Below are 22,001 nucleotides of genomic sequence, written 5' to 3'. Positions count from 1 at the left end.
CTTTTAAAAATAGGGAATTTAATTTAGGGGAGGAGGGAACAATGAATTATGGCCAGTATTGTGAGTAGTTTTTAATCTAACAGTATTTTGTCCATAACGAATGTCAAAATGATAAGTCCAACTGCTATCCACGAATTAGATGTCGGCTTATATTTTAATCTAATGGGTTTTGACAATAGTAACGAAGCAAAAATTAAGAATACGAATACAATAGACAGAATTATTGTATAATGAGTTTGACTTTCAATAAGTAATTTGCCACTCTGGTTCCCTTTCCAATAAACTATGATAATTCCAACCGCGTAAGAAATCCATGAAGCTAGGTTTGAAATCCAACCGCTTCTTTTGTTTTTTAATAGTAAAATTCCAGAAATAAGACCTAGAATGCCTAAGAACATGAAAAAGTGAGTGTTCTTGAAAATTTTAAAAAGGGACAAGTTGTCCCAAGTTGTTAATCCCGTGTCGAAATATCTCGATAGTATTACTTCCCAAGTATAAAATACCAGCAGGATAACTAATATTCCGAATACAATTGATAAAATGCTAAGCGATTTTTCAATTAATTTCCAGTTAAAATTCACATTTTTTAAGTTGCTTACAACGGTCTTGTGTATGAAAAGCAGCGGATTTTTAAGCACTAACTTTTCAGTTGATTACTGACCTTTCTTTTATTGTTTCTCTTTCGTTTAAACACCCAAACCGCTATTTTTTATATACGTTGTTGTGTGCAGTTATTTTATTCTTTCTTCAAATAATTTGTAACGAGTTATAGGAGCAAGTTCTTCTCTTGACTTTACTTTATTTCCCATCATGTCTTCATATTTGTCAATTATCGGTTTGTATGATTTACTTGAAATATATTTAGCAGATATTGTTTCAAGTATTAAAGAGCTTATCCAAACGATATTCTTAAGTGAATTATGGAAATCTTGTGAATGTGAATCAGGAATTGTTGAGAATATAAAAGTGTCCGCGTTTTCATAATTAGCACGTATTCGCAGTCTGTAAAGACAGTCGTAGATCGAAGTTGGCGGTGTGGATTCTATTATTTCAATTCTAGCGGCAGGAGATATTCGCTTTTTCTTATTTTCTTCTTTCCATTCTTTACATTTCCTTTCAATTTCTTTTTTTCGAGTCGTTTTTAGGAATTTGGCAAAATTGTCAATTGGGTTAAGTTTTGCTTCATTAGAAAGTTGATGCACGTCTCTGAAAGGTTCAGCTTTATTAACGAAGATGTTTTGCTCAGGGTCTTTGTCACATAGAATTCTCCAAGGTGAAGGGAAAAGTTGTCTTCTTCTTTTCAATTCTTCTGAGAATTGTCTCAATGTTGTCCTGTGTTTTGGATTGACATTTTGATTCTGGCTAATTAAATAAACTCTTATTTGTAGATAGCAACTATAATAGGCATATACTTGTCCCCAATGCAAGGAAAACCCTGCAAAATCAGAAGTAATGGATAGATTATTTAATTGAAATTCTGTGTACCAAGCATTACGAAGCAACTTGGAAATTTTATCAATGTCAACATCACTCTTGGCTTGTATTTTTCTGAAGGCTCTGTTTTTGGTTATCTCATCAAGAAAGTCGTCAATTGCTTCAACAGATGATTCAATACTTTTCGATATTCCTGTCAAATAACTTAAATAAGTATCGAAAGCTACTTGTTCTTTGTTGTCAAATCGATTTGTATTATTTGTACTGAACATCATTTTTTAATTGAACATGACTTGTTCGTGTAAACACAAAACACATCGCTATACCCCAAAATGGCTTATAACCGATGTATTTTACCATCGATCACTAATTTCACTGAAATTTCCTTCAAAAACAATAAAGTAATCTTCCTAGTTGTAAGAAAGTTATCAACTTGTCCAGTTTTCTATTTCGGAAAATAGGTGGGTGGACTATTCGGCTGTAATCATTTTTAAATGCTCCTTGGAGCCCGTCATCTGCCAATGGGTCAGTGATATAGGAATACAGCCCATGCTATTTAGGGTATCAAAAAAGTCCTGTAGTACAAAGTCCTCCCCGTTGGCCTCCTTTTGATGGGCGTATGCGGCCATGGCACTTTCCAATAGGTACTTTCCAGTAATGTAGCTGGTGCCATACCCGGGTTGGCGCAAATAGAGGTGCTGCTCAAAAATGAGCAGTTCCTTTTCGGTTTTCATCCAGCCCCTTGGGGTGTATTCGCTATGGATGCCACCGGCTTCTTCCATGGTCATTTCGTTGGCGTGGGCGTAAAGGGAGCCCAAGCCCCGTGCGGCACGTTGCGCAATCATGATGTACACGATCTCACGCGCCCTCGGACTGTCTTCGTACAGGCCCGCCTGCATAAACATTTCTTCCACGGCGGTTGCCGTACCTTCATTTCGGGAATCCCAAATGTTGTACAACAAAGGTCCTTTCCGGATTTCACTGGGGTGTGGCTCCGTATCCATACGCGCCAGTTCAAACCAATGGTAAAAATGGGAGTAGAGCGGTCTGGGGTCGTAATGTTCCCCTATGGTGAAGAAATTGCGCTTTTCCTCGGGGATGAACTCGCCCAAGTGCTCGCGAAGGGCGGTGTCAAAATAGGGTTTTACGGTTACGATGTCCTGTTGGTCCAGAAAAGTGATCAAACTTTTGGCGGCTTCATCGGCCATGGCATCATAGGCTTCGGGGGAATCCGCAGCGACCAGTTCGGGCAGGTTTCTGTTTTTGTGCTCCTCCAGTTTTAGGGAGGCCCACGCGCGGTCGAGTTCCCGCTTTAGGATCATGACCTCATCTTCCCAGGTCAAGGGCACCAAGTGGACATTTTGCAAATACCAGGTATAATTGTCCTTGCCAATGCCCGAGGGACCTGTTTTGGTCTCCGCTTCGGCGCGTAACCAAGTGGCAAATTCGTTGGTGGATGCAATGGCTTCATCGATTACGGAAACCAGTTCCGCATCATTGGCAAGACTTGGCCGCTGCTTTAGTTCGGACAACACCTCGCTTTGCGTTTCAATATCCCGAATCCCGGCAATCCATAAATCCTTGGCGTTTCCTGTCAGGTTTTTTTGTGCCTGTGCGTTCAGTGGCGCAATCACTTTTAAGTCATTTAAAAGTCTTTCCCTTTCCTCTTTTGAGAGGGGAAACCTGTAGGTCCATAGCTCCGTGGTGCCATGATGGGTGGGTCCTTCGTGGGCGGGCACATCGCTTCGGGCGGTCCAAACCGATTTGTAATAGGCGGGGTCGCGCACCCAAGGCTTCAAAATTCGATGGTTAAAGTCATAACCGTTCATTTCGGCCCATACGATCATCCAATCCACTTGGTTTTCCACCGACCAGTTGGTGGTGTCGATAGCTTGCAGTTTGGACTGTAACTCTTTAAATGTAGGCCAGCGCTTTTCAAAAGTTTCGGCGGTATAATCGGGAGCCCCGTCCAAAAGCGGAGGGGTTTCGAAGGCTCTCCATTCCTTGAACAGGGCAACGAGGTCCCCATAATCGTTGGAGGTGAATACGGTTTGGGTCTGATTCTCTTCTGAACCGTTTTTCTTTTCGGTCTGGCAGCCGACACAAAGTAAGGTCAATAACGTTAGGGTGATGGTTGTTTTCAAGAGGTTGCTATTTAGTAGGTCTCTAAGTTCGTTGAAATAGGGCTTAAAAACAACAACTAAAGGAGCGGATGGTGAATTTGACCTACAATGAGCTTAAGAACGCTACCAAATCCGTCTCCTTATCCAGTTCCAATTTCTTTTTTAGTCGATACTTTGATTTCAAGATACTGTCGGGCAACACATTCAGTGTGGCCGCAATTTCCTTGGTGGTCAGGTTCATACGCAAAAAGGCAGCCAACCGGATTTCTTTTTCGGAAATGTCCGGGTAAATGGTCTTTAGTTTCTGGTCAAAGTCATTATGTACTTCGGCAAAGTAGGTTTTGAACACTTCCCAGTCCTTATCGGAGGCATTTTCCTTTTTTAACAGCATCACGATACGCCGAAATTCCATTTTGAACTTTTCCGGGGAGTTTTTAATGTTCTCCAGGTTGTCCATCAACTCTTGGATAAAGGTGTTTTTCTGCACCAAATGCAGGGTCTGGCTGGCGAGTTCCTTTTTCTTGTGCTCAATTTCCTGTTTGTAGATTTCCTCCTGCTTTTCGCGAGCGATCTTGTTTTTCTTCATTTTCTGGCGGTAACCGAACACCAGAAGACCGGAAAGGGCTAGGGCAGAGGCCATACCTCCGGCATACAGACCTTTGGTGAGTCGGTTCACCTTGGCCTGTGCGTTCAAGGTGTTGATTTCCTCTTCTTGAAGGGCGATTTCAGCTTCTTTTTTTTCGGTTTCGTAAATGGTTTTGAGTTCTTCTATTTGCTGGGACTTTCTACTGTTGAAAATACTATCGTTTATGATTTGATATGTTCTTAGGTCCGCTATGGCATTGGTGTATTTGCCCAAGCTTTCGTGGATTTGACTGCGTTCCCTGTAGGATTGTCCAAGGATGGAAACGGCACCAATGCTTTCGGCCATTTCTATTACTCGGTCCATTTTTTTAAGGGCTTCGCTAAACTCATTGGATTGGTAATCAACTTGTGCAAGTTCTTTGAGCGAAGAAGCGATGTCCAGTTGTATGCCAGTACTTTCCGATACCTTATAAGATTCTTCCAAAAATGTTCTTGCATCATTCAAGAGCCCCTTTTTGGCATGGATTCGACCCAAATCCCGCAGCGCAGTGGATAAAGCTGATTTTACGCCCACTTCTTGTGCCAATGTCATGGCTGCTCTTTGGTACTCCTCGGCCTTTTGCATATCCCCAAGCGCTTCAGCGGCCAAGCCCGCATGGTTGGCGGCATAGGATTGGTATACCTTATCATCTTCATCGCGATAAATGGCAAAGGCTTCCTCCTCATAAGCAAGGGAAGCATTGAAATTCCCAAGCTTGTATTCAATCTGCCCCAATTGCAACAATGCATCTCCCTTTCGTACCTTGTCTCCCACCTCTTCAAAAAAACGTAGCGCATTTAGGGTTTCATTTAGGGCCAGGGTATAATTGCCCTTGTCCATGTAAACGCTTCCCAAAACTTCATATTCTGCACCGATCAGATTGAATTCCTTTAAATCGGTCTCGTTTCTGTTTTGATCATTGTAAAGTGCGATGTTTCGATTGGTAATTTCAATGGCCCTGTCGTAATTTCCTTTTTCACGTTCAATTCCGGCTAGGGAGTGGTTGGCGAAAATTTGTCCCCTTATGGACTTTATTTCCTTGAATTTCTCCAATGAAAGCTCATAGAAATAGGTAGCTGAGTCGTTCTCAGTTCGGTTGGAAAAATAATTCCCAAATTGAAGATAGCCATTGGCAATTCCCTTTTTGTAGTCCAGTTTTTCCGAAAGGTCAAACGCTTGTTGTGCGTAGTCTCGAGCCTTATCTGGGTCCGTGAACATCATCCTTTCATGTATTCGGGAAAGCACTTGGGCTTTTTCAATGGCTTCTGGAAGTTGTTCGGCGCGGGTGATCAAACTGTCCAATTCTTTTTCCCGGCCTTGGGCGTTTATGGATTGCCAAAAAAGGGAAAGCAAGCTTAAAATGACGATGTAGTGTTTCACGAGGTTATCCTTTATGCTTTCTAAAGTAATAAATAATCCAGAGCGCTGTAACCTCCCAATATATGGGCCCAAACCCCCTTGTCCATTCATTGTCCATGGATTTGAATGGGGCTTACTTCTTTATTTATGACATAAAACATTGATTATCAAATAAATATAATATTTATAAACATCCTGAGTACAATCAATGTCCATCTCCCTTTAACCGTATTAAATCCTTGTGTGTCCATACTTTGTCCATATCAGTAAATAGGTTGGTGACGGTTTGAAGTCTAATTTCGACAACGTTGAACCCTTTAAACCAATTAGTTATGAAATCAATTTCAAAAAAAATCAACTTATGGACCTTGTTGATATGGTCCATGACATTATGCCTCGCTGTTTCGTGCAGCAAGGATGAAGGAACGGATCCTCCCATTGACAAAGGGGGCGAAAATGGCGGTGAGGAAAATGATGACCTGGAGGCCATCAACGCATATATTGAAAATCTATCTTACAATCCCGATGAACTTTTAAATGTTCAAGATACGGGCGGAAGCGCCACGGAACGTACCGTAACCAATGATAATACCATAAATACAGGCCCCACATTGGGACAGCTTTTCGAATGCAGGACACAAGATTACAATTTGGAGTCCAATTTTGACGATGTGGCCATTTTGCGTCCGACCAATGGTATTGTTTTTCCCGGGGCCTTGGTCGTGGGCAACCAAGGTATGCTGGATGGCGCTCCAGACCCTTTGACCTTGGGTAGGGCTCCGGTAACGCTTCGGTTGGACCTACCGGGAATTGGATCGCAAGGGAACATTGTGGTGGACAATCCCACAAACTCCTCCGTACAGTCCAGTATTGACAATGCTTTGGAGTGGTGGAATGCCAATGCCTACCAAGAGGGGTATGTGAACGCTTCCAATTCTTCGTATCAAGCTTCCACTTCCTACTCTTCAAAGCAATTTAGTTTGGATGTTGGCCTGAATGTGGAATGGGCCACGGGATCATTGGCCTCACAATTTGATTATGAAAGCACAACGGAGAAGCGATATGCCGGGGTAGTGTTCAAACAAGTTTTCTACACGGTGACGATGGACACCCCAAGCTCCCCGGGCAGTGTTTTTGATACCTCTGTAAGCCAAGCCGCTGTTGCATCTGCCATGGATTCCGATACGCCGCCAGCCTATGTGAGTTCCGTTTCGTACGGACGCATCATTATGGTGCGTATGGAAACCACCAATACGAATACGTCGGTTGAGTTGGATGCAGTTTTGGAATACGCTGGAGGCGTTAGTGGTGTGGGAACGGTCAACTCGACCTATGATGAAATCTTAAAAACGTCCAACATAACGGTGGTTACCATTGGCGGAAATGCCGAAGCAGCCTCCGAAGCCATTAATTTAGCGGATATTGAATCGGGCTATGGTTCTTTGAACAGTGTCATTACGGGAGAGAATGCGGTATACAGTAGGGATAATCCGGGAGTACCCATTGCCTATACCATCCGATACTTAAAAGACAATACGCTGGCCAAAATGGGGTATACCACGGATTATCGCGTGGAAAGTTGCCAAACGTTTAGGTATGACCACGCCAGTGTTGACGTGGACAACAATTCAATTTTTGATGTGCGGTACAGGTTTATTTATAAAACCGCCGGAACCAACAATACGGTAATTGGTGGCTATAACACCGTAAACAATGGACAGCGCTCCGTGAAAAGTCCACCGGATGGAGCGCACGATGTGGAAGTGGAATTCCAGTTTCAGGATGCCTTTGTTTGGAGGGCATTGGGAAGTCCTAGGCCTTATGGGTATCTGAGCAGTCAAAAGTGCTTCGAAGTGACCAATAATCTACTCCTTCAGATTACACTTTCACCCATTAGCTGTAATTAATTAGTGCTGACAGTCGGCCGCTCAAGTGGGGTTCAACCATTTGATGCCGGCTGTTTTTATTCCCATCAAAGAGATTGACATAACCATTTCTCGTCGCTACGCTCACTCGAAATGACAGATAACCAGCTATTTTGGACAGTTGCTAAAACCCATGACCTAGTCCGGTGAATCCTTACATCTCCCAACCTTCCCGATAGGTACGGGTCACAAACTGGTTGGCATCCTCAAAATTGGTAATCTCCATGTTTTCCCCGTCCCACAATAGCTTTTTACGACCGTAGAACTCCATGTTGCCCTTGTCATTTTCCCTGCGCAACATATAGCTTCGTATGGCCAAGTTGCCCATCAGTACGGTTTCGGTCATAGGGCCGGCATAATCAAAGGAGGAGGTAAGGTTTTGGTGTTCGGTACTGCCAAATCCTGCTTTGCAGGCGTCCACCCATTGTCTTTGGTGACCATATTCAGGTTCGGTCATGTCCTCCACTTCGGAACCAAATTCGGTAACGCCATTGCTCATGTACAGCTTGGGCGTTAAGGGGGAACTGTCGTTGATATTGGTTGAGATGACCCCATGCTCCCCATGGATAAGCACACCATTATAGCTACCTGGTCCGCCAATATCGCTATCGGCCGGAATGATATCGGGATGCGAGGGACGGATACCGCCATCGCTCCACGTCATGACCAAGGGAGCGGCCGTTTTGTCCGTAGCCTCATAGTTCAAGGTAATGAAGGAGGAGGGCGGGCAGCCTTCGGGGTGGTAATCGGGATTCCACATTTGGGAGAAAACGGTGCCCACGCTGCACTCTGCGGCGGTAGGATAGCCCAATTTGAGGGTACGGTAGGGAATATCGATCAAATGACAGCCCACATCGCCCAGTGCACCAGTGCCATAATCCCACCACCCTCTCCAGTTGAACGGATGCAGATTAGGGGTGTAGGGGCGCATGGGTGCAGGGCCCAGCCATAGGTCCCAGTTCAAATCGTTGGGCTTGCCGGACGGGTCCGCTTGGGGCATGGCATTGCCTTGGGGCCATACGGGACGGTTGGTCCATATTTCCACCTTGGTGATGCGGCCCAGCGCACCGGAATCCACCCATTTTTGCACCAAGCCCAAGAGGGGGTTGGATGCGCCTTGGTTGCCCATTTGGGTCACCACTTTTTGGTCGCGGGCCATTTGGGTGAGCATACGGGCCTCGCGGATGTTGTGTGTCATCGGTTTTTGCACATATACGTGCTTGCCGCGCTCCATGGCATAGGCCGCAGCGGGTCCGTGGACATGGTCGGGCGTACTGATGGTTACCGCATCGATGTCTTTCACCGTATCCAGCATTTCGCGGTAGTCGGCAAACAACTGCGCTTTGGGAAAGCGCTTCACCGAGCGTTTGGCGGAGCCGGAAAAATCCACATCACAAAGTGCAACTACATTTTCACGTCCGTTGACGGAGGCATTGGCAATATCGCTCGCTCCTTTGCCGCCTGCGCCTATGGCGGCGATGTTCAAACGGTCGGATGGGGCCAAAAAGCCCTTACCGCCCAGCACATGGCGCGGGACAATAAAAATACTGGAGGCCAGTGCGGTGTTTTTTACGAAATTTCTTCTACTGGAAGAGGTTGGTGTTTTTTTCATTGTTTGTTTAGGTTGGCTTATTATTTAATTGCTAAACAAGATAGGGAAAATAACAAGTTTTCTCTACTTCTACGTATTAACTTTGAGCCCCAATTTTTGGCAGTTTTTGAGTTTGGAGTTTACATTTTTGTATGGGCGAAAGACTTATGTTGCATTTCTTTGAATGTATTTAAGAACTTAATTGCTTCGTAGTACTTCAATCTTATTTTTCATCTGTTCATTATAATTCCATTCATTGTCTTTATTTAAGAGTATGGCTTTTTGGTAATTTTTAATAGCACTGATGTTCTCGTTTTTTACTTCATGGATTTCTGCCAAACTCGCCAATGCAACCCACCAGTCTGGATTTGCCTCCGCATTGAATTTAAATACCTCAAATGCCTTTTCAGGGTTGTTCCCACTGTATAGATAAGCATTGCCTAAACTGTTGATATTCCATTTTAAATTGTCAAAATCCGAATCCTGGTTTTTTTCCTTCAGATTTTCAAATGCTAATGCAGCTTTATCAAATTCACTGTTTAAGACGAGCCTCATGACATCTTCTTCTAGGGTGGAACCTTTTAATTCAGGGATTATAATTCTAGCAATATCATTGACAATGATGTCATAGGCTGGAATTTCATATCCATTCGATAATAATATGATAGTTGTTTGTTGGTCCACGAACTTTCTAAAGGCAGCTAAGTTTCCGCCTGAAAACCCATAAGACGACAAGCTGTTAACAGGATAATTCCCCCATCCGTACAAAAAACTCTCTTTGTTATTGGTAAAATTGAATGGGGTCCACATTTTGGATTTGGTAGCTTCATCCAGTAGAGCATTCTTGTCCAATTGCCTGTTCCATTCAGTAAATTCACGGAGGGTAATATTCAATCCATTGCCAGAATGTCCTCTGGTCCCATTATTGTTGGTATCTTTTTCAAACACTTTGGCTTCGTCATTATATAAATATCTAGTGGCCCTGTTGGGAATAACCTCTTGTGAATTTGAAGAAAACAGAACACCTTTTTTGGAATTTTTAAATTGATTTTGAAGAATAAACTCATCAAAACTTAATCCGGTTATTTTCTCAATAATTTGGGCAAGCAACCAATAATTGGTTTGGTTGTACCTGAATTGATTTCCTGCAACAAATTCCATTTTGTCTTTGGACAGTTTATCCATTAACTCTTGGTCGGTAAGCGTGCTATTATATTTTACAATATCTGGTAATCCCGAAGAATGGCTCAAGAGGTTTCCTATTTTGATTTCTTGCCATTGTAGGGGTAAATCATTTAGATACTTTGAAATTTTATCCTCTAAACGTAGTTTTTCGTCTTGAATAAGTTGGAATACCCCCGTTGCGGTTATAAGTTTTGTTAGCGAGAAAACTCTGAACAATGTGTTCTTGTCAACAGCAACCTTACTATCTAAAGTAGCTTTCCCGAAGTAACCTTCATAAATAATGTTATCACCCTCAACAACGGCCAAGGCCAATCCGGGTATATTGTGGACCTCCATGGTTTTGGTCAGATAACGGTCGATTTCGTTTTTTAATTCGGCTGAATCAGTTTTCTTATCTGGGTTGGTACAAGAAATCGTAAAAAGAAAAAGAAATAGTACGGTCGGAAATTTGAATGTCTTCATTAGTTTGAATGTTCGTTTTAATAAAGACTGTTCCTATTGTTGGATGTGGCAACTATGATGCGATTTTAAACGATAGGGGTGTGGCTATGCTCGTTCTAAATGAAGGCCTTTTTACTTCTTCGCCTCCACCAGTTCCAGTTGGTCCACGCTCACATTGGTGGTGAACATTCCGTAGTTGACCACGGCCTTGCCTTTTTCCAAGGTATCGATACTGCCCACTGCCTTGCCATCCTGTAAGCGAACGCGGTCGCCCACCTTAAATACAGGTCGCGGTTTGTTCTTTTCGGCCTGGATTTCTTTCTTCTTTTTGATCTTTTTCTCTACCCGCACCTTTTTAATCTGCTGCTCCAGTTCTTGGGCTACCTGCTGTTGCTCCTGTTGCTTCTCCTTGGCTTTTTTGGCCGTAGTCTTTCTGCGTTTGCTGTTCTCAGTTTCCACAATGCGTAGCATTTCAGAGATCAAAGGGCGCTTTTTCTTGTCGATAAAGTATTTTTCGGCGACGGTATTCACCTTGTTGCCCAATTGGATCATACGTTGGTTATGGTCGTACATCTCCTGATAGCTCTCCAACTTGGACTTGATCTTGGAATTCAGCTTTTCCAAACGCTCGTTTTCTTCACGCGCCTTGATTTCCTCTTCCTTGAGCTTGGAGCCCGTCTCCACCATTTTGCTGCGCTCTTTCTGCAATTTGGCAATGGTGGCATCAAACCGGACCTTGCCGCGTTCAATTTTCTTCTTCGCCTTGTTGATCAAGGAATAGGGGATACCATTCTTTTGGGCCACTTCAAACGTAAAGGAACTGCCTGCTTCGCCCAAGACGAGTTGAAAAGTCGGTTCCAGCGTTTTGGCGTTGAACAGCATATTGGCATTGGTGGCATGGGGCAACTCGTTGGCCAAGGCCTTGAGGTTGGCGTAGTGGGTGGTGATTACCCCATAGGCTTCGCGCTCGTAAAAGACCTCCAAAAAGGCTTCCGCCAAAGCACCGCCCAATTCAGGGTCGCTACCCGTTCCAAATTCATCGATAAGGAACAAGGTGCGTTCGTTGCACTTTCGCAGAAAGCGATTCATGTTTTTTAGTCGATAACTGTATGTACTTAGATGATTTTCAATGGATTGATTATCGCCAATATCCGTTAAGATTTGATCAAAAAAGCAGACAGAGCTACGTTCATGCACGGGTATCAGCATCCCGCTTTGAAGCATGACTTGAAGCAGTCCAATCGTCTTTAACGTGATACTTTTTCCACCCGCATTGGGTCCGGAAATCACGATAATACGGTTTTCCGTATGCAGCTTAATGGTCTGTGGCCAGGTTTTTTCGTTCTTTCGTTTGTTGGACAGATAGAGCAGGGGGTGGAAGGCGTCCCTTAAGTACAGTTCGCGCTCCTCGTTGATGTCGGGCAGCATACCGTTCATTTCGTTGGCATACTTGGCCTTGGCTGCAGTAATGTCGGTTTCCGCCAAATAGGATTGGTAGGTCTTCAACAGTTCCAAATAGGGCCGAATCTGGTCGGTTAGCTGGTTGAGGATACGTTGGATCTCTTCCTTTTCCTCAAATTCCAGATTGCTCAGCTCGCGGGTGTACGAAAGCGTAGCTTCCGGCACTATGTAAACAATGCTTCCGGTTTTGGAGGTGCCCATCACCGTGCCTTTCACCTTTTTGCGGTGCATGGCTTTTACGGCCAACACCCTACGGTTTTCCATGACGGATTCCCGGATTTCATCCAAAAAGTCCAAGGATTGGTAACGGCCCAAGGCACTGCTAAAACTTTGATTGATCTTGCTCCGTACTTCGTTGATCTGCATTCGAATCAAACGGAGGTCGTTGGAAGCGGAATCCTTGACTTCACCGAATTTGTCGATCACCGCATCTATGGCATCCGGAATCTCGGGATGCAGCTCCAGTCCATTGACCTTATCAAAAAGCAAAGGATAGTATTCCTTGAATTTTTTAAAAAATTTCTGGTGGATTTCCACGGTTTTGCAAATCCCCCCGATTTTTCGGAAACCAGTGATTTCCAAAGTGCTGTTGTCAATTTTTAACAGGCCCAGTTCACTATTGATGTGGTCAAAACCATGATTGGGAATGCGGTTGTCGTTCGAAAAAGAGGCCAAATACTCAGAGGTTTGCCCCAATACGGCCATCAGTTCCTCTTTTTTTCGATAGGGTTGGATGTCCAACGCCCTTTCCTTGCCCAATTCGGTATTGCAGCGCGCAGCAAGTTGGGTCAATACGGTCGGGAATTCGAGGTCTTGAAGTGTTTTGGAGTGAATGTTTCGCATCTTTTTCTACTAGCAGCGCAAAGATAGGATTTTGAAGTGTTTTGTAACCGTAGTGCCTGTAAAAACAATCGGCATTACGTACTTTTGACATCCACTGAAAACGAATCAACCCATTACAAAGTGATGAGAGGCGATAACACGGTAATCTATATTATTGCAGCGGTGATTTTGTTGCATTTTGTAGCCGGCATTGGCTATTTGATCTATAAATTGACCAAAAAGAAGTAAGAAACGGCATGAACGTGAACATTGAACCCAGTTGGAAAGCGCAGTTGGACCGGGAATTTGAACAAGCCTATTTTCAGGATTTGGCAACATTCGTGAAGCAGGAATATCAAAATCATACCTGTTACCCAAAGGGTAAGGACATTTTTTCTGCTTTTGACCATTGTCCGTTCCAAGAAACCAAGGTGGTGATCATAGGGCAGGACCCGTACCATGGGCCCAATCAGGCCAATGGCCTGTGTTTTTCCGTGAAGGATGGCATCCCACACCCACCATCCTTGGTGAATATTTTTAAGGAAATCAAAGTGGATGTACAAAAACCTTATCCGAAAAGCGGCAATTTGGAACGCTGGGCGGAGCAGGGGGTACTGTTGCTCAATGCTACGCTAACGGTGCGGGCCCATGAAGCGGGCAGTCATCAAAATAAAGGCTGGGAACGCTTTACGGACGCGGTCATTCAAACGGTTTCCACCGAACTGGAAGGAGTGGTGTTTTTGCTTTGGGGCGGATTCGCGAAGAAAAAAGCAAAGCTTATCGACAAAACCAAGCATCACATCCTCACATCGGGACACCCGAGTCCTTTGAGTGCCAACCGGGGTCTATGGTTTGGCAATCAGCATTTTAGCGCTACGAACAAATTGTTGGCCCAAATGGGGAAAGAGCCGATTGATTGGTGACATCTGTCACCTCGTGCCTTTCGACTCCGATGGACCTGACATCACTTTTTGAAAAACTATTTCCAAAGGAAGTATGATGCATCCTGAATCTTCGCTATCAAATTCAGGTCGTGCAGTCTGGCCTGTACTTCATTGATGGTCTTTTCGGAGAGTTGTTCCTGTCCCCAGTGGGTTTTGGAAAGCCATTGTTGTATATACTCCAATTGCTGTTCGTAGCGGTTGGCCAAGGTTCTGTCGATACTGGGAATTTGTTTGAATTCCACGGTATAGGTATTGATCACTTCCAAAATGTGTTTTACCAAGCCCTCATTCGCTTGTAAAAAGCTATTGTTTGCTGCAATCACAAAGCAGGGCCATGGAGTAGGGCAGTCGCCAACGCGTTTGAAGATTCCTTTGTCCACCAACGGCTTTGTGGTAAAATGTTCCCACATAAAATAAGCGCCGGAACCCTGAGTTAAGCTTTCCACGGCACCATCGAGGTTGTTGATGATCTCAAATTGAAGGTTTCCTGTGTCCCAACCTTGGTTTTGCGCATTGATGTAGGCCATGAGATGGCTTCCACTTCCCATGCGGCTGATGGCTACTTTATCATGTTGCAATGAAGCAATCGAAGTTCTGTCGCTGTTGGCGGCTACATGAATACCCCAAAGCAAGGGGGACGACACGTAGGTTTGCACAATTTTACTTGGATTGCCTTGGGAGATGCTCTTGATGATGCCTTCGGTGAGAATAATGCCCATATCGGCTTCCCCATCTTGAAGCATTTGGGTCATTTTACCCGTTCCTTCGGGTATATCGGTCCATTGGAGCTCAATTCCCCTGTCTTCGAAAGCGTTGTCTTCCATAGCTAAATGCCAAGGCAGATTAAAATGCTCTGGAACCCCAATGATGCGTACCTTTTTCATATAGTTTTGTGCTTAGAAATTTAAAAATAGGATGCCGTTTGGTATCTGTCAAAAAAATCCATCCAAAAAATTATACCAGTTGACTTTTGGAGAGGTGTTCCAAGGTAAACTGTATCAGCTCATCAATGGTTCGATGTCCATTTTTGGAAAACTCCCCAGTGGCCCTGTTGGCCAAGATAGCATTGAGCGAAACAGCACGGTGTCCATGTAATTTAGCGAGGCCATACATACCGGATGTCTCCATTTCCAGGTTAGTAATCTGTCTCCCGTCATATGAAAAACCAGCTAATTTCTCATTGAAGTCTTTGATGGCGGGTGCTAGTCGCAACGACCTTCCTTGCGGACCATAAAAACCTGAATTAGTTGCAGTTATTCCAAATCGTATACGATTATCAATAAATTGATTGGCTAAATCTTGATCAAAATCAACGGCATAGGGGTGGATTTGGTAATGGCTCCAGCCCAAGTAATCGCTCAAGGCCTTTTCCAAGGCTTGGTTTTTGATGTGTCCACCATCGTAGAAGTGTAGTAAATTATCAAACCCGACACCTGTGCTGCTCATCAAAAAGGAGTCTACGGGAATATTGGCCTGCAGGGAACCAGATGTACCGACCCGTATAAAATTCAGTGTTCTTTTCTGTGGTTTGATTTCCCTTGACTTGAAATCGATATTGGCTAGCGCATCCAATTCATTAAAAACGATGTCAATATTGTCCGTGCCAATGCCTGTGGAGATCGCTGTAATACGTTTGCCGGCATAGGTACCCGTGTGAGTTACAAATTCCCGCTTTTGTTTCTTGATTTCTACCGTATCAAAGTATTTGGAAACCGCTTTCACGCGATCGGGATCTCCGACGGTGATAATGGTGTCCGCAATATCCTCTGGAAGAAGATTGAGATGGTAAATGCTCCCATCAGCATTCAGAATCAGCTCTGAATTGCCCAGTGAAGCATCCATAAATTAAAGTTTCAGGATTCGTTCGGTGTCCGTGTTGTATAGGAAGTTATACTTTAAGGAGCCGCCCAAATACATTTGATTATCACGTAGTTCCGAATAGTAGTTTGTCTCCTGTTTGAGTACATGCAATCCTTTTTTGGTCAACTTGACCGGATTAAAGGAGCTGAACAATGGCTTTAGGGAGGTAATCATTCGGTCGTATTGGGTGTCTCCAAATCCGTAATAGCCTTGGTTGGCCAAAAGGTTGCCCATCAATTCCTTTTTGGATTTTGGTTTTTGTTCCTTGGCTACTTCCAAGATGTGATTTTCCAAGTCGTTCAATCCATTTTTGATGGTAGGGAAGCGTTTTAAATGGGTTTTAAGCGCCTCTGAGAGGTATTCAAACTGGAAATCGTTGTTGGCCATTTGGTTTTCCAAACGGATTGGATTATCGCTGCAATAGAGTTGCCAAATGTAGTCGGCGTATTCAATATCGTCCTGGGAAAGCACCTTTCTGTTGTCGTACAGCTCCATCAATTTGGCATCACTAAGTTCGTTTAGGCCATATAGTTTAGTGGAGCCTTCCACTTTACCACTACAAACCAAGGATACTTCGGCATGTCTACGGTGGGTTTTGAGCCAACTGAGCACCGCCAGCATGTTTATCTGGCAAAAAAGGTCGTACTCGAACCACAGTACAATATGATCTTGCTGCTTGTGATTACAAAGTGATCGATATTCTTTGAGGGTTTTTTCGATGAACCACGATTTGGAAATCTTGTAGTTCTTGTTCAAAAATTCGAACCTAGTCTTCCAGAAGGATTCGCTACCTACTGTGGAGAGGGTCTTGCCTTCGCAAAGCATTTCCCTCCAGGTGATTACATCTCCCTTAAATTGCAAAGATTGTAACCTAGACGTGAAACTGTCCCCGTTGGTTATGTGCAACAGTGATTTCATTTTCAGTTTAGTTTTCGTTGGTTAGGAAGAATAAAAGTAATGTTTAAAGCAGGAATTCAAAAATTTTTTCACAAAACATTGGTCTGTAACGCAAGTTTTTAACATGAATTAAAAATGTAATCGTTTTTTTGTTAAATCCTTTGCTTATCCGCCCACGCGCTTCACCAAGAAGCCATTTTCCTTTAGAAAATCCATGATTTTGTCCCGATAATCCCCTTGAATGATGATGGATTCATTTTTGAAACTACCGCCCACACCTAGCAGTGTTTTTAGGTCTTTGGCCAGTTTTTTGAAATCGCTATCGGCCCCATTGTACCCTTCGATGATGGTGACGGGCTTCCCTTTGCGTTTTTCGTATTTACAGATAATCGGATCGTCCTGAAGCCAATAGGTAGACTTCTCTTCGTTGGTTTCCGGCGTTTCTTCCGGTTCGTGATCGGGAAAAAGGTTTTTTAACTGGTCTTTAAAGTCCATGCTTACTTTTTTACGAGTCCTAATTCAATCAAGCGCTCGTGCAAATACTCCCCAGCGGTAATATCTGCAAACCCTTTGGGGTTGTCCTCGTCAATGCAGTTTTCAAGACAATTTAAGGGCATATCGCTCACCGGATGCATAAAAAACGGCACAGAGTAACGGGAGGTGCCCCACAATTCTTTGGGAGGATTTACCACTTGGTGTATGGTCGATTTCAATTTATTGTTGGAAAGTCGTGACAGCATATCGCCAACATTGATCATCAATTGGTCCGGTTGCGCAATGGCATCCACCCAGTTGCCTTGGTGGTCCTTTACTTGTAATCCCTTCCCGTGGGCGCCCATCAGCAACGTAATCAGGTTAATGTCGCCGTGCGCTGCCGCTCTCACGGCATTTTTGGGCTCTTCGGTAATGGGCGGATAGTGGATGGGCCTCAAAATGGAGTTGCCATTTTTGATGTAGTCGTCAAAATAGGTTTCCTCCAAGTCTAAATGCAGCGCCAAGGCCCGGAGCACGTACTTGGCGGTTTTTTCCAGCATTTTATAAGTTTCTTTGCCTACTTCATTAAAATCGGGAAGCTCCTCCACGATGACGTTGTCCGGGTATTCCTCTTTTAATTGTGGATTATCCTCTACATATTGGCCAAAATGCCAAAACTCCTTGAGGTCACCCTCTTTTTTTCCTTTGGCATGCTCCTTTCCGAAGGAAGTGTAGCCGCGTTGCCCTCCAATACCTTCAATCTCGTATTTGTCCTTTACCTCTTGCGGAAGATGGAAGAACTTTTTGATTTCCGTGTACAGGTTGTCGACCAGCTCGTCCGATAAAAAATGTCCGCTTAGTGCCACAAAGCCAATATCTTCAAAAGCGGCGCCTATTTCTTTGACAAACTTTTCTTTTCTTTTGGGGTCGCCCGAGACAAAATCGCTCAGGTCTACGCTTGGAATCGCACTCATATCGTCATCTTTGATGTAGCGTCAAAAATAAGGAATTAAGCCGAGGGTTTTGGAATTTTTGAATGGTTTTGAACGCCTTTTTACTACTTTTAACCAACCTAATTTTTAAATATGAGGTATCATGTAGGCAACTTGGAACAAGAGAAGTTGCTGGAACTGTACAAAGGAATGTTGAAACCTCGAATGATCGAGGAAAAAATGTTGATTCTCCTCCGTCAGGGCAAAATATCCAAATGGTTTAGCGGTATCGGCCAAGAGGCCATTTCCGTTGGCGTGACCAACGCCCTAAAGACCAGTGAATATATTCTGCCCATGCACCGAAACTTAGGGGTGTTCACTTCCCGTAACATTCCATTGCACCGACTCTTTGCGCAATGGCAGGGCAAGCAAAGCGGCTTTACGAAAGGCCGGGACCGAAGTTTTCATTTCGGTACCCAGGAATATAAGATCGTGGGGATGATCTCCCACTTGGGGCCACAATTGGGAGTGGCCGATGGCATTGCCCTGGCCGATATGCTACGCAGGAAAAAGCGGGTGACCGCCGTGTTTACCGGGGAAGGAGCTACCAGTGAGGGGGATTTCCACGAAGCGCTCAACGTTGCCTCTGTTTGGAACCTTCCTGTGCTTTTTTGTATCGAGAACAATGGCTATGGACTGTCCACGCCCACCAACGAACAGTACAATTGTGAGCATTTGGCGGATAGGGCCAAAGGCTACGGTATTGAATCACGGATCATTGACGGCAACAATATATTGGAGGTGTATGCCAAGGTGGATGAGCTCTGCAAAGCTATCCGAAGAAGACCACGGCCAGTGCTCTTGGAATTCAAGACCTTCCGGATGCGTGGGCACGAGGAGGCCAGCGGCACCAAATATGTCCCGGATAAGTTGATGAAAGAATGGGCCAAAAAGGATCCCATTGCCAATTATGAAAGCTTTTTGTTGGAACAAGGTTTGATTTCCCAAGAGGATATCGATAGCATCAAGGAGGAAATCAGCGAGGAAATCAATTCAAATTTACAATTGGCGTTTGATGAACCTGAGATTTCATCAGATGAAAGTAAAGAATTAGAAGATGTCTATCAAAAATTTGAATATCAACCTATTGAACCTAAATCAAACACCAAGGAAGAACTGCGGTTTGTCGATGCCATTTCACAAGGTTTGGAGCAGTCCATGTACCGCCATAACGAACTCATCATCATGGGACAGGATGTGGCGGAATACGGCGGGGTTTTTAAAATAACGGAAGGATTTGTGCCCAAGTTTGGACGGAGCCGTGTTCGGAACACGCCCATTTGTGAATCCGCGATTGTCTCTACTGCCATGGGACTATCCATTAATGGGATGAAGGCCGTTGTGGAAATGCAGTTTGCAGATTTTGTGAGCTCTGGGTTCAATCCGATTGTCAATTATTTGGCCAAAACGCATTACCGTTGGAACGAAAAAGCGGATGTGGTGATACGAATGCCCTGCGGAGGTGGTGTAGGTGCGGGTCCGTTCCATTCCCAGACCAACGAGGCGTGGTTTACCAAAACCCCGGGGCTTAAGGTAGTCTATCCTGCCTTCCCCGATGATGCCAAGGGCCTTTTGAATACCGCGATCAATGATCCCAATCCCGTGTTGTTCTTTGAACATAAAGGTTTGTACCGTAGCGTAAAGGGAGAGGTGCCCACCGATTATTATACCTTGCCGTTTGGTAAGGCGAGGTTGCTCCAGAAGGGCGATTCCATTACCGTGGTGACCTACGGTGCAGGGGTACATTGGGCCTTAGAGGTCATGGACAAGCATCCCGAAATCGATGCTGACCTGCTAGATCTGCGCACACTTCAACCATTGGACACCGAAGCGATTTATGCTTCCGTGAAGAAAACAGGGAAACTCATCATACTGCAAGAGGATACCCTATTTGGCGGAATTGCCAGTGATATTTCGGCCATGGTCATGGAGCATTGTTTTGAATATTTGGATGCGCCTGTAAAGCGGGTAGGGAGTCTTGAAACACCTGTTCCGTTTGCCAAGTCGCTGGAATCCAATTACTTGCCTAAAAATAGGTTTGAGCAGGAATTACTCGAATTATATCGGTATTAAAATGAGCGACTTAGCTTTTTTTTTTATACTTTAACAACTATTCATACGTCCCCAATCGTATATTTTTTGAACATTAACTTAATTACTTATGATGAAACGATCACTTTTATTGATGACCTTGATGGGCTTATTGCTCTCATCGTGTTCCGTTTCCAAAAGTGCTAGAACGCAACGCAATCTGTTCAGCGGTTCTTGGAATTTGGACAATGTGTATTACCAAAACAATTCAGGAAACTTTAAATCCACCTTATTCAACGATGCAGAGGATATCTGCTTCGAAGGCAGTCAATGGTTTTTCCGGGACAACAACAGTACTGGGCGTTACACCATTGCCCAAAGTTCGCTCTGCCAAGGCGGAGACCGTTTTTTTAGATGGTCCGTGGTGGAACCGGAGCAAAACTATCAGAGCCAACTTCAGTTTAAATTTATCGATGAAAACCGGAAGGATATTTCAGGTGGTTATGGCTACCGTTTGAACATTGTTAGCCTGTCCGAGCAATCCATGACCTTGAACTCCAATGTCTCTGTGGATGGTCAGCCTGTGACCATTGTTTACGAATTCTCAAAAAGATAATTAGATGAAAAATATAGTTTTAAAAGGAGCAGCGGCTTTTATGGCGCTGTCCATGATCATTAGTTGCGACGCCGTCAAAAATGCAAACAACACCCAAAAAGGAGCTGCCATCGGCGCCGGAAGTGGCGCAGTGATCGGTGGTGTTATCGGCAATAATGTAGGAAAGGGCAATACCGCTTTGGGCGCCATAATCGGTGCTGTTGTAGGTGGTGCTGCCGGAGGTTATATCGGTAACCGAATGGACCGTCAGGCCGAGCGTATCGAGGAAGAAATCCCAGGCGCAGAGGTACAACGTGTCGGTGAAGGAATCAACGTGACCTTTAGTGGAGAAAACGGTGTCTATTTTGATACCAATAAAGCCGATATCAAGGGAGCCTCTGCCGCTACTTTAGATAAATTGGCAGGAATCTTTAAAGAGTATCCCAAAACCAATATTTTGGTGGAAGGCCATACCGATAGCGATGGGGCTGCGGAATACAATATGAGCCTATCCCAACGTAGGGCACAATCCGTAACCTCCTATTTGATTTCAAAGGGAATTTCCAGCGGACGCTTTACCACCAAGTGGTATGGGGAGGAACAACCTGTGGAAAGCAATGAGACCGCTGCGGGTAAAGCGGCAAACCGTCGCGTGGAGTTGGCCATTATTGCCAGCGAGGAGCTTAAGGAAGAAGCCCGCGAGCAAACTGGTAATTAAACAATTTCACCACATACAAATTGAGAAAGGTCCGGAAAATCCGGGCCTTTTTTTATGAATGTTAAATAAACCATTAAATGTTAGTTAAGTCCAGCAAGATTTAACGGATTTTGTTTAACTTAAAGGTTGTCAATTCATTAATGTTAAAATTTCAACCCCTATATGAGCCACTTGACCCACTATAGCACCAAAGAACAACAAGCATTGGTGATGCGGGTGGAACGCAATCATAGAATGGTGCAGCGACTCAACGAAAAGTTGAAATCCTATACCCACGAGCCCAAATGCCCCAAAAGGTTCGAAAAGTTTTACGAATTGAACAAAAGCATTCAGAACTTCAAAAAATACGATGCCCGTATCATGACCATCATTCGCCAGCGACATCTTGATTTTAGCGACCTCGACCAAAGCGAAGTGGAAAACCACATCAGACGCTTTAAAAAGTTGGAGAGTGATTTCGCCTCGTATTTGTTGGAGCTGGACAAGCCCCTTTAAAAATCTCCGATTTATTTTTGACCCAATTC

Annotated in this window: 17 protein-coding genes; 6 read left to right on the top strand and 11 right to left on the bottom strand. The window is 44.2% G+C overall.

The features are described 5' to 3' along the window. Positions 1-731 precede the first annotated feature (731 nt). From ABNE31_RS11695 to ABNE31_RS11685, 3 genes are all read right to left on the bottom strand, one after another. A complete protein-coding gene (locus ABNE31_RS11695; protein WP_349351265.1) occupies positions 732-1,709 on the bottom strand; it encodes a hypothetical protein in 978 nt (325 codons plus the stop codon). 195 nt (positions 1,710-1,904) lie between these two features. Continuing rightward, positions 1,905-3,578, bottom strand: coding sequence for a hypothetical protein (locus ABNE31_RS11690; protein ID WP_349351264.1), 1,674 nt, complete (start codon positions 3,576-3,578; stop codon positions 1,905-1,907). An 82-nt stretch (positions 3,579-3,660) separates the two neighbouring features. After that, on the bottom strand, positions 3,661-5,562 hold the full coding sequence (locus ABNE31_RS11685; RefSeq protein ID WP_349351263.1) for a tetratricopeptide repeat protein: 1,902 nt from the start codon (positions 5,560-5,562) through the stop codon (positions 3,661-3,663). A 311-nt stretch (positions 5,563-5,873) separates the two neighbouring features. Here ABNE31_RS11685 and ABNE31_RS11680 point away from each other — a divergent pair, with 311 nt between their 5' ends. Then, complete coding sequence (locus ABNE31_RS11680) at positions 5,874-7,448, top strand: thiol-activated cytolysin family protein (protein ID WP_349351262.1); 1,575 nt, start codon at positions 5,874-5,876, stop codon at positions 7,446-7,448. Positions 7,449-7,620: 172 nt separating this feature from the next. Here ABNE31_RS11680 and ABNE31_RS11675 read toward each other — a convergent pair whose 3' ends face one another. The 3 genes from ABNE31_RS11675 to ABNE31_RS11665 form a co-directional block, all read right to left on the bottom strand. Continuing rightward, entirely contained in the window at positions 7,621-9,078 is a 1,458-nt protein-coding gene (locus ABNE31_RS11675; RefSeq protein WP_349351261.1) for a Gfo/Idh/MocA family oxidoreductase, read from the bottom strand. Between the two features lie 177 nt (positions 9,079-9,255). Beyond that, positions 9,256-10,704: a serine hydrolase gene (locus ABNE31_RS11670; RefSeq protein WP_349351260.1), complete on the bottom strand. Its 1,449-nt coding sequence runs from the start codon at positions 10,702-10,704 to the stop codon at positions 9,256-9,258. Between the two features lie 111 nt (positions 10,705-10,815). Continuing rightward, complete coding sequence (locus tag ABNE31_RS11665) at positions 10,816-12,987, bottom strand: DNA mismatch repair protein MutS (RefSeq protein ID WP_349351259.1); 2,172 nt, start codon at positions 12,985-12,987, stop codon at positions 10,816-10,818. A gap of 236 nt (positions 12,988-13,223) precedes the next feature. Between ABNE31_RS11665 and ABNE31_RS11660 the strand changes: the two genes are divergently transcribed. Next, complete coding sequence (locus ABNE31_RS11660; protein ID WP_179385884.1) at positions 13,224-13,889, top strand: uracil-DNA glycosylase; 666 nt, start codon at positions 13,224-13,226, stop codon at positions 13,887-13,889. A gap of 56 nt (positions 13,890-13,945) precedes the next feature. Here ABNE31_RS11660 and ABNE31_RS11655 read toward each other — a convergent pair whose 3' ends face one another. The 5 genes from ABNE31_RS11655 to ABNE31_RS11635 all read right to left on the bottom strand — a co-directional run bounded on the left by ABNE31_RS11655 (position 13,946) and on the right by ABNE31_RS11635 (position 18,115). Beyond that, positions 13,946-14,794, bottom strand: coding sequence for a substrate-binding domain-containing protein (locus ABNE31_RS11655; protein ID WP_349351258.1), 849 nt, complete (start codon positions 14,792-14,794; stop codon positions 13,946-13,948). A gap of 70 nt (positions 14,795-14,864) precedes the next feature. Further along, positions 14,865-15,752 (bottom strand): nucleoside phosphorylase, encoded by an 888-nt coding sequence (locus tag ABNE31_RS11650; RefSeq protein ID WP_349351257.1) that lies wholly within the window; start codon positions 15,750-15,752, stop codon positions 14,865-14,867. A gap of 3 nt (positions 15,753-15,755) precedes the next feature. Continuing rightward, the gene (locus tag ABNE31_RS11645) at positions 15,756-16,688 is read right to left on the bottom strand and encodes a DUF1835 domain-containing protein (RefSeq protein ID WP_179385881.1); all 933 of its coding nucleotides are present in this window, start codon (positions 16,686-16,688) and stop codon (positions 15,756-15,758) included. A 144-nt stretch (positions 16,689-16,832) separates the two neighbouring features. Continuing rightward, a complete protein-coding gene (locus ABNE31_RS11640) occupies positions 16,833-17,162 on the bottom strand; it encodes a translation initiation factor (protein WP_349351256.1) in 330 nt (109 codons plus the stop codon). Positions 17,163-17,164: 2 nt separating this feature from the next. Further along, positions 17,165-18,115, bottom strand: a complete 951-nt coding sequence (locus ABNE31_RS11635) for a 2-oxoglutarate and iron-dependent oxygenase domain-containing protein (RefSeq protein ID WP_349351255.1) — start codon at positions 18,113-18,115, stop codon at positions 17,165-17,167. 111 nt (positions 18,116-18,226) lie between these two features. On the opposite strand from ABNE31_RS11635, the gene ABNE31_RS11630 reads away from it, so the two are divergent. From ABNE31_RS11630 to ABNE31_RS11615, 4 genes are all read left to right on the top strand, one after another. After that, on the top strand, positions 18,227-20,206 hold the full coding sequence (locus ABNE31_RS11630; RefSeq protein ID WP_349351254.1) for a dehydrogenase E1 component subunit alpha/beta: 1,980 nt from the start codon (positions 18,227-18,229) through the stop codon (positions 20,204-20,206). Between the two features lie 88 nt (positions 20,207-20,294). Next, complete coding sequence (locus ABNE31_RS11625; protein WP_349351253.1) at positions 20,295-20,780, top strand: lipocalin family protein; 486 nt, start codon at positions 20,295-20,297, stop codon at positions 20,778-20,780. 4 nt (positions 20,781-20,784) lie between these two features. Further along, entirely contained in the window at positions 20,785-21,477 is a 693-nt protein-coding gene (locus ABNE31_RS11620; RefSeq protein ID WP_306012951.1) for an OmpA family protein, read from the top strand. A 162-nt stretch (positions 21,478-21,639) separates the two neighbouring features. Beyond that, a complete protein-coding gene (locus tag ABNE31_RS11615; RefSeq protein WP_179385875.1) occupies positions 21,640-21,972 on the top strand; it encodes a hypothetical protein in 333 nt (110 codons plus the stop codon). The last annotated feature ends 29 nt before the right edge of the window (positions 21,973-22,001 follow it).

The sequence above is a fragment of the Flagellimonas sp. MMG031 genome (assembly GCF_040112705.1).
GTDB lineage: Bacteria > Bacteroidota > Bacteroidia > Flavobacteriales > Flavobacteriaceae > Flagellimonas.
Note: the sequence above shows the minus strand (reverse complement) of the source record. Positions and strands in the feature narration are given on the sequence as shown.

Bases quoted from the DNA above. Each gene is read 5' to 3' on its own strand.
- ABNE31_RS11660 (WP_179385884.1), top strand. From the start codon at position 13,224: ATGAACGTGAACATTGAACCCAGTTGGAAAGCGCAGTTGGACCGGGAA.
- ABNE31_RS11680 (WP_349351262.1), top strand. From the start codon at position 5,874: ATGAAATCAATTTCAAAAAAAATCAACTTATGGACCTTGTTGATATGG.
- ABNE31_RS11650 (WP_349351257.1), bottom strand. From the start codon at position 15,752: ATGGATGCTTCACTGGGCAATTCAGAGCTGATTCTGAATGCTGATGGG.
- ABNE31_RS11665 (WP_349351259.1), bottom strand. From the start codon at position 12,987: ATGCGAAACATTCACTCCAAAACACTTCAAGACCTCGAATTCCCGACC.
- ABNE31_RS11670 (WP_349351260.1), bottom strand. From the start codon at position 10,704: ATGAAGACATTCAAATTTCCGACCGTACTATTTCTTTTTCTTTTTACG.
- ABNE31_RS11630 (WP_349351254.1), top strand. From the start codon at position 18,227: ATGAGGTATCATGTAGGCAACTTGGAACAAGAGAAGTTGCTGGAACTG.
- ABNE31_RS11645 (WP_179385881.1), bottom strand. From the start codon at position 16,688: ATGAAATCACTGTTGCACATAACCAACGGGGACAGTTTCACGTCTAGG.
- ABNE31_RS11675 (WP_349351261.1), bottom strand. From the start codon at position 9,078: ATGAAAAAAACACCAACCTCTTCCAGTAGAAGAAATTTCGTAAAAAAC.
- ABNE31_RS11640 (WP_349351256.1), bottom strand. From the start codon at position 17,162: ATGGACTTTAAAGACCAGTTAAAAAACCTTTTTCCCGATCACGAACCG.
- ABNE31_RS11635 (WP_349351255.1), bottom strand. From the start codon at position 18,115: ATGAGTGCGATTCCAAGCGTAGACCTGAGCGATTTTGTCTCGGGCGAC.
- ABNE31_RS11620 (WP_306012951.1), top strand. From the start codon at position 20,785: ATGAAAAATATAGTTTTAAAAGGAGCAGCGGCTTTTATGGCGCTGTCC.
- ABNE31_RS11615 (WP_179385875.1), top strand. From the start codon at position 21,640: ATGAGCCACTTGACCCACTATAGCACCAAAGAACAACAAGCATTGGTG.
- ABNE31_RS11625 (WP_349351253.1), top strand. From the start codon at position 20,295: ATGATGAAACGATCACTTTTATTGATGACCTTGATGGGCTTATTGCTC.
- ABNE31_RS11655 (WP_349351258.1), bottom strand. From the start codon at position 14,794: ATGAAAAAGGTACGCATCATTGGGGTTCCAGAGCATTTTAATCTGCCT.
- ABNE31_RS11695 (WP_349351265.1), bottom strand. From the start codon at position 1,709: ATGATGTTCAGTACAAATAATACAAATCGATTTGACAACAAAGAACAA.